The sequence below is a fragment of the Variovorax sp. PBL-E5 genome, from assembly GCF_901827185.1.
In the GTDB taxonomy this organism is placed as follows: domain Bacteria; phylum Pseudomonadota; class Gammaproteobacteria; order Burkholderiales; family Burkholderiaceae_C; genus Variovorax.
Genome location: NZ_LR594671.1, coordinates 5,405,954 through 5,421,821, shown reverse-complemented (window position 1 = coordinate 5,421,821; position 15,868 = coordinate 5,405,954). Strand labels below are relative to the sequence as shown.

Annotated in this window: 10 protein-coding genes; 6 read left to right on the top strand and 4 right to left on the bottom strand. The window is 68.7% G+C overall.

What is annotated here, in order from left to right:
* Positions 1-10: 10 nt before the first annotated feature.
* Both WDLP6_RS26370 and WDLP6_RS26365 read right to left on the bottom strand, forming a co-directional pair.
* On the bottom strand, positions 11-1,150 hold the full coding sequence (locus WDLP6_RS26370; RefSeq protein ID WP_162594750.1) for a CaiB/BaiF CoA transferase family protein: 1,140 nt from the start codon (positions 1,148-1,150) through the stop codon (positions 11-13).
* A 29-nt stretch (positions 1,151-1,179) separates the two neighbouring features.
* Positions 1,180-4,761, bottom strand: a complete 3,582-nt coding sequence (locus WDLP6_RS26365) for an indolepyruvate ferredoxin oxidoreductase family protein (RefSeq protein ID WP_162594749.1) — start codon at positions 4,759-4,761, stop codon at positions 1,180-1,182.
* 121 nt (positions 4,762-4,882) lie between these two features.
* Here WDLP6_RS26365 and WDLP6_RS26360 point away from each other — a divergent pair, with 121 nt between their 5' ends.
* Complete coding sequence (locus WDLP6_RS26360) at positions 4,883-7,012, top strand: 3-hydroxyacyl-CoA dehydrogenase NAD-binding domain-containing protein (protein ID WP_162594748.1); 2,130 nt, start codon at positions 4,883-4,885, stop codon at positions 7,010-7,012.
* Here the strand turns inward: WDLP6_RS26360 and WDLP6_RS26355 are convergent.
* Entirely contained in the window at positions 7,009-7,686 is a 678-nt protein-coding gene (locus WDLP6_RS26355) for a GntR family transcriptional regulator (RefSeq protein WP_162594747.1), read from the bottom strand. The two genes, WDLP6_RS26360 and WDLP6_RS26355, sit on opposite strands and share 4 nt — an antisense overlap.
* A gap of 143 nt (positions 7,687-7,829) precedes the next feature.
* Between WDLP6_RS26355 and WDLP6_RS26350 the strand changes: the two genes are divergently transcribed.
* Genes WDLP6_RS26350 through WDLP6_RS26330 form a run of 5 tightly spaced genes read left to right on the top strand, consistent with a single transcriptional unit; the run spans position 7,830 to position 14,213 of the window.
* Positions 7,830-9,461, top strand: coding sequence for an AMP-binding protein (locus WDLP6_RS26350; protein ID WP_162594746.1), 1,632 nt, complete (start codon positions 7,830-7,832; stop codon positions 9,459-9,461).
* Complete coding sequence (locus WDLP6_RS26345) at positions 9,458-11,038, top strand: acyl-CoA carboxylase subunit beta (protein WP_162594745.1); 1,581 nt, start codon at positions 9,458-9,460, stop codon at positions 11,036-11,038. Before WDLP6_RS26350 ends, WDLP6_RS26345 begins: the two co-directional genes overlap by 4 nt.
* An 11-nt stretch (positions 11,039-11,049) precedes the next feature.
* Positions 11,050-12,093, top strand: coding sequence for a phosphotransferase (locus WDLP6_RS26340; RefSeq protein ID WP_174259906.1), 1,044 nt, complete (start codon positions 11,050-11,052; stop codon positions 12,091-12,093).
* Positions 12,094-12,122: 29 nt separating this feature from the next.
* Entirely contained in the window at positions 12,123-13,325 is a 1,203-nt protein-coding gene (locus WDLP6_RS26335; RefSeq protein WP_162594743.1) for an acyl-CoA dehydrogenase family protein, read from the top strand.
* Between the two features lie 33 nt (positions 13,326-13,358).
* Entirely contained in the window at positions 13,359-14,213 is an 855-nt protein-coding gene (locus WDLP6_RS26330) for a helix-turn-helix domain-containing protein (protein ID WP_162594742.1), read from the top strand.
* Here WDLP6_RS26330 and WDLP6_RS26325 read toward each other — a convergent pair whose 3' ends face one another.
* The gene (locus WDLP6_RS26325; RefSeq protein WP_174259905.1) at positions 14,214-15,836 is read right to left on the bottom strand and encodes an AMP-binding protein; all 1,623 of its coding nucleotides are present in this window, start codon (positions 15,834-15,836) and stop codon (positions 14,214-14,216) included.
* Positions 15,837-15,868 lie beyond the last annotated feature (32 nt).

Here is a 15,868-nt window from a genome sequence, read left to right as displayed (position 1 = left end):
CGGGTTCTGTTCAGTGGGTGGCGATGCCGGCGGCGCCGCGCGCGGCTGGCGCAGGGTCTTCGGCGCGCCAGCTTCGGAGGATGTCCGTCAGGTCGGTCTCGGGCGATGGCGCCACCGTCGGCACCGAGGAGGGCGTCCGGCTGAAGCGCGGCGCAGGTGCTGGCTGTACGACCCGGTCGACCTCGATGAAGGTCTTGCGCGCCTGGTTGTGGGGATGGCGCGGGGCCTCGTCCCAATCGAGCACCGGCGCGAAGCAGGCATCGCTGCCTTCGAGCAGCGCGCACCACGCGTCGCGCGTGCGGGTTCTGAAGACATCCGCGAGCCGGTGCTTGAGCATCGGCCACGCCCGCGGGTCCATCTGCTGGTCGAAGAGTGGATCGTCGATGCCGCAGATCTCGCACAGCTTGGCGTAGAACTGCGGCTCCAGCGCGCCGACGGACACGTACTTGCCGTCGGCGCAGGCGTAGGTGTCGTAGAAATGCGAGCCGCCGTCCAGGAAGTTCTCGCCGCGCATGGCGTTCCATTTGCCTGCCGCGGCGAGTCCGTAGAAGCAGCTTCCGAGCAGCGCGGCGCCGTCGGTCATGGCGGCGTCGACGACCTGTCCCTTGCCCGAGGATCGCGCTTCATGGACGGCGCACATCACGCCGAAGGCGAGCAGCATGCCGCCGCCGCCGAAATCGCCGACGTAGTTGAGGGGTATCACGGGGGCCTCGCCCGAGCGGCCGATGGCATGCAGCGCGCCGCTCAGCGCGATGAAGTTGATGTCGTGGCCGGGCGCATTCGCGAGCGGCCCGTCCTGGCCCCATCCCGTCAGGCGGCCGAAGACCAGCCGCGGATTGCGCTGCAGGCAGACCTCCGGCCCGAGGCCGAGGCGCTCCATGACGCCCGGACGATAGCCTTCGATCAGCACGTCGGCACGGGCGACGAGTTCGAGCACGCTGCGCACCGACTCGGGTTGCCGCAGGTCGAGCACGAACGCGCGGCGGCCGCGCGCCATGACGTCGAAGCGGCGTTCCAGGTCGTCCCCCTGGCCGGGCCGCAGGATGCGGATGACTTCCGCACCGAGGTCGGCCAGCATCATGGCGGCGAAGGGACCGGGTCCGATCCCCGCCATCTCGACCACTTTCAATCCATGCAACGGTCCGGGCATTCCACTCTCCTCCTCTTCGGCTCTGCGATTCAGGCGGCCTTCAATGATGGCTCGGCGGCCGTGGCATCCACGGCGAGTTTCGAAATCTCGGCACCGGGCGCGACCTGGATGCCCAGCTGGCGCTGGAGCTGGGCAACACGCGGCAGATAGCGCGTCACGAGGCTCTCGCGCTTGACGTCCTCGTAACCCCGGATCAGGTCGGGTGCCTCCGCCAGTTCGACCAGCAGGTCGAGGTCGGCATCGGGCAGGGCGCATGCCGCTTCGAGCTGGGCGATGTAGTAGGCGGGCAGCGCCCGCTCGATCCTGCGCAGGCGCGCCGTACCCAGCAGGTCCAGCCGCGTGCCGCGCAGCTTCTTCATCGCGCGCAGCATCGCCAGCACCGGACGGAACCAAGCGCCGAGGCGCAGCTTCTTGCGGACGCCGAGCGCGCGCAGGAAGGTCGGATGGAAATGCCAGTACATCCGCGCACCGTCGCCGTACTCGCGGCTGAGAGCGGCGCGCGATTCGGCCAGCAGGTGCAGCCGCGCGACCTCGTACTCGTCCTTGTAGGCCATGAGCTTGTAGAGGTTGCGGGCCACCGCCATCGCGAGGCGCGGGTCGCGGCGCGCGGACAGGATGCGCGCGAGCTCGTCGAGATAGCGCTGCGCATAGGCTTCGTCCTGGAACTCGATGAGCTCGGCGACCCGGCGCTTCAGGGTCTCGGCCAGCTCGCCGGTTGCGCCGGTGGCGGCCACGCGGCGCACCACGGGGTCGGCGAAGGTCCGCGCGGGTTCGGCATCCACGCGCACGATGGCCTGCTGCACGCGTTCCGGCTCGGCGACCTGCAGCCGGCCCCAGCGGAAGGCGTTCAGGTTGGATTCGACCGCCGTGCCGTTGAGCCGGATGGCCGCCTCGATCGAGGCCGCCCGGATCGGCAGCGCGCCGAGCTGGAATGCGGCGCCGACCATCAGCAGGTTGTTCGCCATGTGGTCGCCCAGGAGCGACTCGGCCAGGCCCTGGGCGTCGAAGAACAGGCCGCGGTCGCTGCGCGTTCTCTGCGCGATCCGCTGCGTGATGTCCGATTGCGCGGGATAGCTGCGCTGCACGTTCGACACCATCTCGCCGGTCGGCACCTTGCTGGTGGAGACGACGGCGATGGTGCGCTCGGGCGAGGTCATCGCGAGGTTGGTCGCGGTCACTGCGCCAAGCGCGTCGAAGGCCAGGTAGAGGTCGGCTGCCCCTGCGGAAACCGTCGGCGACACCACCTCGCCGCGCTCGAAGATCTTCAGGTGCGACACCACCGGGCCCGCCTTCTGGCTCGAACCGGTGTGGTCGTAGCACTGCACGTCGCTGCCGTCCAGGAAGGCGGCCATGCCGAGGATCTGGTTGACCGTGACCACGCCGGTCCCGCCGATGCCGATCAGGCCGGCAGCGAAGTGCCCCTGGCGCGCCACGCTTTCCGGCTCGGGCAGCTGCACATCCTGCGGAAAGGGCACGGCCTTCTTCTTCGCCGGCTTCGGCAGCGTGCCGTCGGTGCTTTCGATCGTCACGAAGGACGGGCAGTCGCCTTCGAGGCAGGAGAAATCCTGATTGCAGGAGGACTGGTGGATCTTCGTCTTGCGGCCGAACTCGGTGGCGAGCGGCTGCACGCTGAGGCAGTTCGATTTGCGGCCGCAGTCGCCGCAGCCTTCGCAGACGCGCTCGTTGATGACGGCGACCTTGGGCTGGTAGGCCAGCTTGCCGCGCTTGCGCAGGCGCCGCTTCTCGGCGGCGCATTGCTGGTCGTTGATCAGCACCGTCACGCCCGGGATCGCGGCAAGCTCGGCTTCCGCCTCGACCAGGCGGTCCCGATGCCAGACTTCCGCGCTGCCCGCCTTGCGCCCGGGGTATTTGCCGGGGTCGTCGGTGGTGACGATGATCTTCTTGACGCCCTCGGCCTTCAGCAGGTCGACCATCGCCGGCACGCCCAGCGCGCCGGTGACGTCCTGCCCGCCGGTCATCGCGACGGCGCGGTTGTAGAGGATCTTGTAGGTGAGGTTGGTGCCGGCGGAGACCGCGAAACGGATCGCCAGGCTGCCCGAATGGTGGAAGGTGCCGTCGCCCAGGTTCTGGAAGAAATGGCGCTGCTCGGTGAAGGGCGCGAGGCCCACCCATTGCGCGCCTTCGCCGCCCATTTGCGTGTAGCCCGTGACCTCGCCGTACACCGGGCCCATCCAGAGCGCCATGACATGGCAGCCGATGCCGGCGCCGACCACGGAACCTTCCGGCACCCGCAGGCTGCGGTTGTGCGGGCAGCCCGAGCAGAAGTAGGGCGTGCGCGAAGGCAGCACAGGCAATACGGCCAGCGGCTGCATCGGGACCAGGGCCTTCACGGCGCCGCCATCGGGCGTCGAAGCCGGCGCTGCGGCGATCAGGCCGCGGCGCGCGAAGCGTTTCGCCAATGCCGTCGCGATCCGGTCGGCCGACAGCTCGCCGTGGGCCGGAAGCAGGTCGCCGCCCGCTTCGTCCTGCTTGCCGACCACCACCGGACGGTCGGGCAGCGCGTAGAGCAGGTCCTTCAGGAACAGCTCCAGCATCGGGCGCTTGTCCTCGACCACGACGATCTCGTCGAGGCCCCGCGCGAACGCTTTCAGCAGGGTCGGCTCGACGGGATAGAGCAGCCCCATCGTCATGATCCGGATGCCCTTGGCATGCAGGTCCTGCTCGCTCAGGCCGAGGTTCGTGAGGGCCTGTCGCACGTCGACGTAGGTCTTGCCGCAGGTCAGGATGCCGATGCGCGCCTCGGGCGGATCGCAGGCGATGCGGTTGAGCCCGTTGAGCCGCGCGTATTCGCGCACGACTTCGAGCTGGCCGTAGTAGATCTGGCGCTCCGCTTCCAGCAGCGGGGGACCGGCCTCGTTGATGCGGATCTTGGGGCGGACCGGCGCGCCGTCGAGCATGACCTCGGGCAGGACGGGCCGCACGCGCTCATGGCCCACGAGCGCGCTCGCGCAGCTGTCGGCGACGTCGGTGACCAGCTTGAACCCGACCCAGAGGCCGGAGGCGCGCGACATCGCGAAACCGTGCAGGCCGAAATCGAGCACTTCCTGGATGTTCGCCGGCGCGAGGATCGGCATGTAGCTGCCGGCCATGAGCCAGTTGGAATCGCTCGGGTAGATGGTCGAGCGCGCATGGGGGTCGTCGCCCGCGACCACGAGCACGCCGCCGTTGCGGCCGACGCCTCTGAAATTCGCGTGGTGCAGTGCGTCGGCGGCCCGATCGACGCCGGGCGATTTCCCGTACCACATGCCGAAGACGCCGTCGTACCTGGCGCCCGGCAGCGCATGCAGCGTTTGCGTGCCGAAGACCGCTGTCGCGGCGAGTTCCTCGTTGAGTCCGGGCTGGAAGACGATGTGGTTGCTGGCCAGGCGATCACGGTTGTCGACCATCACGTCGTCCACCCCGCCCACGGGAGATCCCGGATAGCCGCTGACGAAGCCGGCCGTCTGCAGGCCATTGCGCAGGTCGGTGCGCCGCTGGTCCAGCATCACCCGCAGCAAGGCCTGCATCCCGTTCAGGAAGATGCGGCCCTCTTCGACGTCGTAGCGATCGTCGAGAGTGGTCAGATAGAGGGCGTCTGTGGTGGAGTTCATCCTCTGATCGTGCTCGTCAACGCGGGTTTGGGTTCGGACACATGTTAGGCGGCGCGGGCCGATGCGGGAATCGTCCGAAGCGACGAGGTCGCCGCGGCCGGTCGGACTCACGATCTCGGGCATGCCATCGACCCCCGCACCCGTCACGCTTTCCCGCCGCGGCCACATCGCCGTGATGACCATCGACAACCCGCCCGTCAATGCGATTTCGCCCGCCGTGGTGGCTGGCCTATCGACGGCGCTCGACGCTTTCGAATCCGACCGGACACTCGGCGCCCTGCTCGTGCATTGCGAGGGCCGTACCTTCGTCGCGGGCGGCGACATCGGCAGCTTCGACCAGCCGGGCTTCTCGGCCTTGCCCTTCAACCGGGTGCTCGCGCGCCTCGAGGGCCTCGACCGGCCGGTGGTCGGCGCGCTGCATGGAACCGTGCTCGGTGGCGGCCTCGAGCTGGCGCTTGCCTGTCATTGGCGCACGGCGTCGCCGGGCACGCGGCTCGGCATGCCGGAAGTCAAGCTCGGCCTGCTGCCGGGCTCGCTCGGCACCCAGCGCCTGCCGAGGCTCGCGGGCATCGAACTGGCGCTCGACCTGATCTCGTCGGGCCGCATGATCGGCGCCGACGCCGCGCAGGCGGCCGGCATCGTCGACGAGGTGCGCGATGCGCAGTCGCCGCTCCAACTCGGGCTCGACTATGCGAAAGAGATCGTCGCGAGGAATGCTGGGCCGCGCCGCATCAGTGAAACACAGGTCGCACGCGATGCGCTGCCGGCCGACTTCTTCGCGAAGGCGCTGGCCGACGCGGTGCGCAAGAAGCCTTCTTATCCATCGGCGCGGGCCATCGTTGAAGCGGTGCAGGCCTCGGCCTTGCCCTTCGCCGAGGGCGAAGCGATCGAGGCCCGGCTTTTCGAAGCGCTGATCCGCTCGCCGCAATCGAAGGCGCTGCGCCACCTGTTCTTCGCCGAACGCGAGGCGGCCCGGATTCCCGGCCTTTCGAAGGGCGTGCAGTTGCGTGCCATCCGCAAGGTCGGCATCGTCGGGGCCGGCACGATGGGCGGCGGCATCGCGATGAACTTCGCCAACGCGGGCATCCCGACAGTGCTGGTCGAGAGCACGCAGGCTGCGCTCGATCGCGGACTCGGCATCGTGCAAGCCAACTACGAAGCCACTGCGGCCAAGGGACGACTCACTGCCGAACAGGTGCGCGAACGCATGGCGCTGCTCTCGGGCTCGCTCGACTACGCGCGGCTGTCCGATTGCGATCTGGTGATCGAGGCCGTGTTCGAGAACATGGACCTGAAGAAGGAAGTTTGCATGCGGCTCGGCGCGGTCTGCAAGCGCGGCGCCATCATCGCCACCAACACCTCCACGCTCGACGTGAACGCACTGGCGGCCGCGACCGGTCGGGACCAGGACGTGGTCGGCATGCATTTCTTCAGCCCCGCCAACGTGATGCGGCTGCTCGAAGTCGTGCGCGGCGCGCACACCGCGCCCGATGTGCTCGCCACCGTGATGCAGCTCGCGCGCCGCATCGGCAAGGTCGCGGTCGTCTCCGGCGTGTGCTATGGCTTCATCGGCAATCGCATGGCCGAGGTCTACATGCGCGAGGCCGAGTTCTTGATGATGGAGGGCGCGAGCCCGTCGCAGATCGACGGCGCCGTCGAGGCGCTGGGGATGGCGATGGGCCCCTGCCGCATGCTCGACATGGCCGGCATCGACGTGGGTGCCAAGACGGTCATCGAATACGGCAAGGCGGGTGGACTGCCGCCGGACGACAGCTACCGCGCGGTCGTGCGCCGGTTGTTCGAACTGGGCCGCTTCGGGCAGAAGACCGGCAGCGGCTACTACCGGTACGAGGGCCGCAGGCCCGTCGACGATCCGGAAACCGCGAAGATCGCGCGCGCGATGGCCGATGCCCATGGGATCGCGCAGCGCGGCGAGATCGCGCGTCAGGAAATCGTCGAGCGCCTGCTCTACCCGCTCATCAACGAGGGCTTCAGGATCCTCGAGGAGGGCATGGCCTACCGGCCCGGCGACATCGACATCGTGTGGACCGCCGGCTACGGTTTTCCCGACCACCAGGGCGGCCCGATGTTCATGGCCGATGCGATCGGTCTGCCGAAGATCGTCGAACGCATGGCGCACTACGCTGCCACGCGCGGGAACGCGTTCGGCTATTGGGCGGTCTCGCCGCTGCTCGCCTCGCGTGCCGCGCGCGATCGGCGCGTCTCCGATCTCGGCGAAACAGGCCGTTAACTCAGCGTGAAGGCAGACATGCGCGGCAGCGTCCGTTCCCCGGTCTTCCGGATGTGCCGGCGCGCCCGCGCTTCGGCCTTCGCCGGGTCGCCTTCGAGGATGGCGGCGGTGATGCCGCGGTACTCCGCCACCATGGCTCGCAGGTCCGCCGTGGTCATCACGCCGTGAAACTGGGCGCGGAACAGATGCGCGCGCGTGTGCGGCATGACCCGCGACAGCTCGGCGTTGTCCGCGATGTCGAACATCACGCGGTAGTAATTGGCCCTCTCGTCCAGGATGCGTTCCAACTGCGCGGGCGTCTCTGCCTCGATGAGCTTGCGTGCCGCCGCCTCGAAGCGCTTCGCGTTGGTGCCGATGCCGATGTTGGCCGCGGCCAGGCGCGCCGACAGACCCGTGAGCACCTCCAGCACCCCCAGCAGGCCCTCTGCGTCCGATCGCGTCAACGACCGGATCACCGCGCCGCGGTGCGGTGTCAGCTCGACCACCCCGCTCGACGCGAGGATGCGGAAGGCTTCCCTTACCGTGCTGCGGCTCACGCCCAGGTCGCGCGTGAGGTCGGCCTCGATCAGCCGCTGTCCGACCGTGAAGCGCCGCGTGAGGATCGCCCGGCCGATGGCGTCGGCGACACGATCGGGCGTGCTGGGCGGGTGCGCCGAAGGGGTACTTCTTTGCACTGGAGATGGGGGGGGCGTGCGAGGGGACGTCATCCGAAGATTCTGGCAGAGCGCCGTTTCGCGGTGTTGATTGTCTGGCAATATCGGCTGACAATCATGCGCAACGCAGCGGGTGCGACGCCGCAACGCAGAAGAGACAAGGCATGACTTCAACGCTTCACGACGGATCCTCGCCGCACTCGATGCCACCGCTCGAGGCGCGCACGCTCGGCGCGGCGTTCGAAGCCCGCTTGCGTGCCTCTCCCGACAAGCTGGCGGTGCGCGACACCGAGCGAGGCATGAGCTATGCGCAGCTCCACGAGGAATCGCTCGCGTTCTCCTCGGGCTTCAGCCGGCTGGGCCTGGCGCGGCAGGGGTTCGCGCTGCTGATGCTCGACAACCACCTCGACTACGTGATCGCCTGGTACGCGCTGTCGCTCAGCGGCCGGGTCGAAGTCCCGGTGAACACGGCGTACAAGGGTTCCATCCTGGCCCATGTGATCAACAACTCGGGCGCGAAGCTGATCGTCATCGAGGCGCACTACCTGTCCCTTCTCGCCGACGTGGCCGACCGGCTGGAGAAGATCGAGCACGTGGTGGTGCGCGGCGACGCGTCGGCGCATGCGGCCACGCTGCCGCCGCGCTTCAGGGTCCTGCCGTGGGAGGCCCTGCGCGGGCCGCGCGAGGTGCCCGTGCATGTGGATCCGTGGGACCTCCTGGGCATCCTGTACACCTCCGGCACAACCGGGCCGTCCAAAGGCGTGCGCGTGACGCACGCCCATGCCTACGGCTACGCGTCGCCGACGGTGCTGGGCCTGGTGGGCGCGGACGACGTGCAGCTGTGCACGCTGCCGCTCTTCCACATCGGCGGGCAGTGGGCGGCCATCTACGGCAGCCTGATCGGCGGCGGCAGTGCGGTGCTGCTCCCGCGCTTCTCGGCCACCACATTCTGGGACGATGTGCGCAAGTACGGATGCACCTGCACCATGCTGCTGGGCGCGATGGCCAACTTCCTGTACCGCCAGCCGCCGCGCGCCGACGATGCCGACCATCCGCTGCGCGGCGTCGTGATGGTGCCGGTCATGGCGCAGCTGGAAGAGTTCATCAAGCGCTTCGGCATCGAGGCCGTGTGCACGGGCTACGGACTGACCGAAGGCTCGACGGTGCTGCGCGCGCCCATCGGCATGGCGGAGCCCGGCAAGGTCGGCTGGCCGCGGCCCGATTTCGAGGTCGCGCTGGTCGATGAACACGACCGCCCCGTGCCCGATGGCACGAGCGGCGAACTGGTCCTGCGCACGCACGAACCCTGGATGGTGATGGACGGCTATCACGACATGCCCGTCGCCACCGCCGCCGCGTGGCGCAACCAGTGGCTGCACACCGGCGATGCCTTCCGCCGCGATCTCGACGGGCAGTACGTATTCATCGATCGCATCAAGGACGCGATGCGCAGGCGTGGCGAGAACGTGTCGAGTTTCGAGGTCGAGAAGGAGATCAGCGAGCATCCGGCTGTGCTCGAATGTGCCGTGATCGCGGTCCCGAGCGATGCGACCGAGGACGACATCAAGGCCTGCGTCGTGCTGCGAAAAGACGCGCAGGTGGAGGCGGGTGCGCTGCTCGCGTTTCTCGACGACCGGCTGCCTTACTTCATGGTGCCGCGCTATGTGGAGTTCATGGCGGAGCTGCCCAAGACGCCCACGGCCAAGATCCGCAAGCAGCAGCTGCGCGAATGGGGCCTCACTGCCGCTACCTACGACCGTGCCAGCGATCCCGCGGCGCCGAAGAGCAGGCGATGAGCGACGAATCCACGGGCGCGACCCGGTGGGCCTTCGAGCAGTTCACGCACAAGCGCGACGGCCTGGGCGACGGCGCGCGCGCGACGGCCATTGCGCGGCAGCACGAACTCGGCAAGCTGTCGGCGCGCGAGCGCATTGCGCTGCTGCTCGACCACGGGAGCTTTCATGAGGTCGGCGGCCTGGTCGAGCCCAAGCGCGACACCTTCGACACCGGGCATCTGCAAGCGCCGATGGACGGTGTGCTGACCGGCTATGGCTACGTCGACGGCCGGCCCGTGTGCGTCTGCGCCTTCGACTTCACGGTGCTCGGCGGCTCGAACGGGCGCATCGGCGAGACCAAGGTCGAGCGCATGGCCACGCATGCGCTGGAGCACGGCTGCCCGATGGTGCTGCTGCTGGACGGCGGCGGCCACCGCATCCAGGAAGGACTGGACAGCCGGCACTTCGCGCAGGGCTCGCGCTACTTCCAGACCGCGGTCGCGCTGTCGGGCTGGGTGCCGACGGTGGCGGTGATCATGGGCCCGGGCTTCGCGGGTCCGTCGAATTTCGCGGCCCTGTGCGACTTCGTGGTGATGGTGCGCGGCACCTCGACCATGGGCATCGCCGGGCCTGCGCTGGTGGCAGCGGCGACCGGCGAGGTCACCCACAAGAACAGCCTGGGCGGCGCGCACGTGCAGACGGATGCGAACGGCCTGGCCGACATCGCGGCCGGTGACGACGCCGAGGCGCTCGCCTGCGTGCGCGACTACCTCGCCTACCTGCCGTCGAATTCGCGCCTGCCCGCGCCTTCGGTCGAAGCGCGCGACACGGAGGCGGGCTTCGAAGCGGCCCTGCTCGATCGGATGCCCGACAACCCGCGCAAGGCCTACGACGTGTGCGACGTGGTGCGTGGCATCGTCGACGAAGCCTCGCTCTTCCAGATCAAGCCGGGCTTTGCGCCCAACCTCGTCACGGGCTTCGCGCGCATCCAGGGCAGGGCGGTCGGCATCGTGGCCAACCAGCCGCTGCACCTGGGCGGCACGCTCGATGCGAAGGCCTGCGAGAAGGGGGCACATTTCGTCTCGTTGTGCGACGGATTCGGCCTGCCGCTGGTCTACCTGGTGGACGTGCCGGGCTTTCTGGTGGGCAGCCAGGCGGAGGACACCGCGCTGGCCCGGCGCAGCGCGCGCCTGCTGTTCGAACTGGGGCAGGCGACGGTGCCGCGCGTATCGGTGGTGCTGCGCAAGGGCTACGGCCTGGGCTACATCGCGATGTGCGGCGGGCGCAGTTTCGATGCCGACCTGTGCGTCGCCTGGCCGACGGCGGAGATCTGCGCCATGTCGGTGGAAGGCGCGGTGGACGTGGCCTACCAGAAGCAGGTGAAGACGGCCGCCGACCCGGCGGCCAAGCGCGCCGAGCTGATCGGGCGCTTCAAGGAACAGCTGGGCGCGCTGCACGCGGCCGAGCATTTCGGCATCGACGACGTGATCGACCCGAGGGACACGCGCTGGGTCGTGCACGCCGCCCTCGAACGATGCCTGCCGCGCAAGCGGCACCGGGCCTGCCCCGACAAGCCGCACGGCATTTCCCCGATCTGAACGAGCCACCGATGAACGACACGAACGAACGCCTGGAAGCCTGGATGCACGCGAACGTGGAGGGCTTCGAAGGGCCGCTGGAGCGCGAGCCTTTCGAGGGCGGCCAATCCAACCCCACCTTTCTGCTCACCGGCGCGAAGGGCACGCGCTACGTGCTGCGCAAGAAGCCGGATGGCGTGTTGCTGCCCTCGGCCCATGCGGTCGACCGCGAATTCCGCGCGATCAGCGCCTTGCGCGATACGCAGGTCCCGGTCGCGCCGGCGCTGGGGTTCTGCGGCAACGCGGAGGTCATCGGCACGCCGTTCTACGTCATGGCCTTCGTCGACGGCCGCATCTTCTGGGACCCGACCCTGCCGGGGCTCTCGAACCCCGAGCGCGCTGCCATCTACGACGACATGAACCGCGTGGTCGCCGAGCTGCATCGCGTCGACCATCGGGCCGTCGGCCTGGCGGACTACGGCCGCCCTGGCAACTTCTTCGATCGCCAGATCGGACGCTGGACCCGGCAATACCACGAGGCAGTGTCGCCCGGGGCGCCCGCAATCCCGGCGATGGAGCGGCTCATCGAATGGCTGCCCCGGCACGTGCCGTTCGACGACAGCACCTGCATCTTCCACGGCGACCTGCGGATCGACAACATGATCTTCCATCCGACCGAACCGCGCGTGCTGGCGGTGCTCGATTGGGAGCTGTCGACCCTGGGCCATCCGCTGGCCGACTTCGCCTACCACGCGCTGCCGTGGCGGCTCACCGCGTCGCAGTTCCGCGGCATGGCCGGCACCGACTACGCGGCGCTCGGCATCCCCGACGAGCAGGTCTACCTGCAGACCTATTGCCGCCGCACCGGCCGCGCGCCCATCGATCCCGCGCACTGGGAGTTCTATCTGGCCTACAGCATGTTCAGGCTGGCCGCGATCCTGCACGGCATCCTGAAGCGGGCGGCCGACGGCACGGCATCCAGCAGCCAGGCGCGCGAGACCGGCGCGCGCGCAAGGCCGATCGCCGAGGCGGCCTGGAAGCAGGTCGAGGCGCACTTTCCCGCATCCCAGCGCTAGCGCGCACATCAGCAAGCAAGAGGCATCACGTGTTCGATTTCTCCCCCAAGGTCCAGGATCTCCAGAAGCGGCTCGCGGCTTTCATGGAAGAGCACATCTATCCCAACGAGAAGCGCTACTACAAGGAGACCGAGGCGCTCGGGCCGTGGAAGGTGGCGCCGGTCCTCGACGAGCTCAAGCCGAAGGCGCGCGCGGCCGGGCTGTGGAATCTCTTCCTGCCCGCGTCGGAGCATGGCGCGGGCCTGAGCAACTTCGAGTACGCGCCGCTGTGCGAGATCATGGGCCGTTCGCACCTGGCGCCCGAGGTGTTCAACTGCTCGGCGCCCGACACCGGCAACATGGAGGTGCTGGCGCGCTACGGATCGCCCGAGCATCAGGAGCGCTGGCTCAAGCCGCTCCTGGCCGGCGAGATCCGGTCCTGCTTCGCCATGACCGAGCCGGCGGTCGCGTCGAGCGATGCGACCAACATCGCGTCGAGCATCGTGCGCGACGGCGACGAATACGTCATCAACGGCCACAAGTGGTACACCACCAACGCGACCGATCCGCGCTGCAAGATCGCGATCTTCATGGGCAAGTCCGACCCCGGCAACGCCGATCGGCACAAGCAGCAGTCGATGATCCTCGTGCCGCTCGACACGCCGGGCGTGACGGTGGTGCGGCCGATCGCGGTGTTCGGCTTCTACGGCGTGCCCGACCGTGCGTCCGAGGTCACTTTCAAGGACGTGCGGGTGGCCGCGTCAAACATGCTGCTGGGCGAGGGCAGGGGTTTCGAGATCGCGCAGGGCCGGCTCGGGCCGGGCCGCATCCATCACTGCATGCGGCTGGTCGGGCTGGCGGAACGCATGCTGGAGCTGATGTGCAGGCGCAGCCTGTCGCGGGTGGCCTTCGGCAAGCCGATCGCCCAGCAGGGCGTGACGGTCGAGCGCATCGCGCAGTCGCGCATCCTGATCGAGCAGGCGCGCCTGCTCACGCTGAACGCGGCACACCGCATGGACACGGTCGGCAACAAGGTGGCCAAGGCCGAGATCGCGATGATCAAGGTGGCCGCGCCGCAGATGGCCTGCCAGGTGATCGACTGGACCATCCAGGCCTTCGGCGGCGGCGGCACCAACAACGACGTCGGCATCGCATCCGCTTACGCGACCGCGCGGCTGTTGCGGCTGGCCGATGGCCCGGACGAGGTGCACCAGGCGCAGATTGGCAAAATGGAACTCGCAAAGTACCGTTGAGGCGGCGATCCCGAAGAGAGACCCGGACGGAACATGGAACAGTTCAAGACTCCGCCTGCAGCGGCCGTCGCACGGCGCTGGCAAGCCATGATGTGGCTCGATGCCGACCGTGTGCTCTATGTCGGGCTGCTCGGCGAGCCTTCGGTGCGCAACCTGGGTGCGTGGTCGATCTATCTCTCGCTGTCGGCCTCGCGTCCGCATCGTGTTTCTCTCGAACCCGGGCGCGGGACCGCCTGGCAACAGGCGACGCTGTCGGTCGTGCCGCCGGGCGTGCCGCATCGGATCGTTGCCGGCGAAAGAATGATCCTCAGCATCCTCATCGAAGCAGAGACGATCGCGCGCGATTCGCTGCCGCCATGCTTTCGCGGCGCGAACGGTGCGGTGCGCTCTGAGGCGGATGAAAGCCGGCTGCGCGCCGCGCTGGAGCGCGTCCAGTTCGACGGCGGCGGGGTCTGCGGGAGCACGGCCGATTTCGACCGCGCGTTCTTCGGCGCTGCGCTGGCGCCGCGCGCGATCGATCGCCGCATCCGCACCGCGCTCGACGGTATCAAGCGCGACCCGAACAGGCACACCTCGGCCGAGGAATGCGCGCTCGCCGCACACCTGTCGGTGTCGCGCTTCCTGCATCTTTTCAAGGACGAGGTGGGTTCGTCCTTTCGCAACTTCCGTTCCTGGCAGCGCGCCCGCAGCGTGCTCTACCACGTGAAGCAGAACGACAGCCTCGCGAACGTCGCGCTCGATGTGGGCTACCCCGATTCGACGCACTTCAGCCATTCGGTGCGGCAGGTGTTCGGCCTCACGCCGAAGTCGATCTTCGCCGGCTGCCGCCGGCTCGCGCTGTACGGCAGCGGCGATGCGGCCCGGCCGCGCTGCGGCCTCGCGGCCTGATCAGGACAGCTTCTGCCTCCGCAGCCGGATGCCGGCGGCCTCGCGGTCCCAGGTATCGGCCGTCACGCCGTCGCCGCGCAGCACGTGCTTTTGCACCTTCTGCGTCGGCGTCTTCGGCAGGGCTTCGATCGCGCGGAAGTAGCGCGGCACCATGTAGTGCGGCATGCGCGGCACGAGGTGCGCCACGAGCAGCGCCCAGTCGATGGCAGCGCCCGACTGCGCGACCACCGCCACCAGCACTTCGTCTTCGCCATGCTCGCTGGGCACCGCCACCGCAGCGGCCTCCTGCACGCCGGGAAAGGTCGATACCTCGGCCTCGACTTCGAAGGACGAGATGTTCTCGCCGCGGCGGCGGATCGCGTCCTTCATGCGGTCGACAAAGTGGTAGTTGCCCTCGGCATCGATGCGAAAGGCGTCCCCCGTGTGGAACCAGCCGTTGCGCCAGGCCTCGACGGTGGCTTCGGCGTTGCGGTAGTAGCCATGGTTGAGCGCCCACGGCCGGTCGGTGCGGACGATCAACTCGCCGACCTCGCCGCGCGCGACTTCGCAGTCGTTGCCGTCGACGATGCGCACCTCGACGCCGTCGCGCGGCCGGCCGCAACTGCCGAGCACCTTCGGCTGCGCACCGGACATGAGCGGCGACGAGATCTCGGTCATGTTGTAGGCGGTGTAGATCGTGCAGCCGAAGCGTGCCTTGAACTGCTCCGTGTCCACCGACAGCGGGATCATCAGCGCATGGCGCATGCCGTGTTCACGGTCCTTCGGCGACGGCGGCGCCTTGGTCAGGAGCGTGACCATGCTGGCGAGCAGGACTGTGAACGTGCTGCCGGTGGCGGCCACCATCTCCCAGAAGCCGCCGACCTTGAAGCCACTGGTCACCGCGATCGATCCGCCACGCAGCAGCATCGAATACACCGGCACGGTGCCGCCGACATGGAAGAGCGGCAGGGCGATAAGGTAGCGATCGGTGTCGTCCAGATACGGAACCGGATCCCAAGACGCCGAGTAGAGGTGCAGGTAGCTGGAACGCACGCCTTTCGACGGACCGGTGGTGCCCGAGGTGTAGATGATCGACTGGTCGTGCCAGGGTTCGATAGTCTCGGCCGGCGGCGGCTGGCTGCCGTCGCGCGCGAGCAGGCCGGCCTCGTGAACCTTCAGCGGGCCCAGGCCGACCCCGCTGCCTGCGACCACCACGGCGTCGGTCAACGTGCCGAGATCGATGCCGTCGAGGCGCGGCGCGAGCTCCGCATGCAGCACGATGACCCGGGCCTGCGCGTTGCCGATGACGTGCTCGAGCAGCCGGCCGCGGTAGGAGGTGTTGATCGGCACGTACACCGCGCCCAGATGGTTAATGCCGAACCAGACGCGCAGCGCATCGCGCCCGTTCGGCAGCCACGACATCACGTTGTCGCCGGCCTCGACGCCGATCGAGGCCAGGCCGGCCGCGGCCTCGCGCGCGACCTTGAGCGTCTGCGCATAGGTCCACTCGCCGCCATCCTCGAACCGTGCGAACACTTGGTCGGGACGATCCGCCGCCCAGCGTTCGAGCACCGACCGCAGCACGCAGCGGTCGGCTGGCGGCACGCGGGGGTCGGACCATGGCGTGGAAACTATCGATGGCATCACTTGATTGTCTGGCAATCTTGGCGGACACT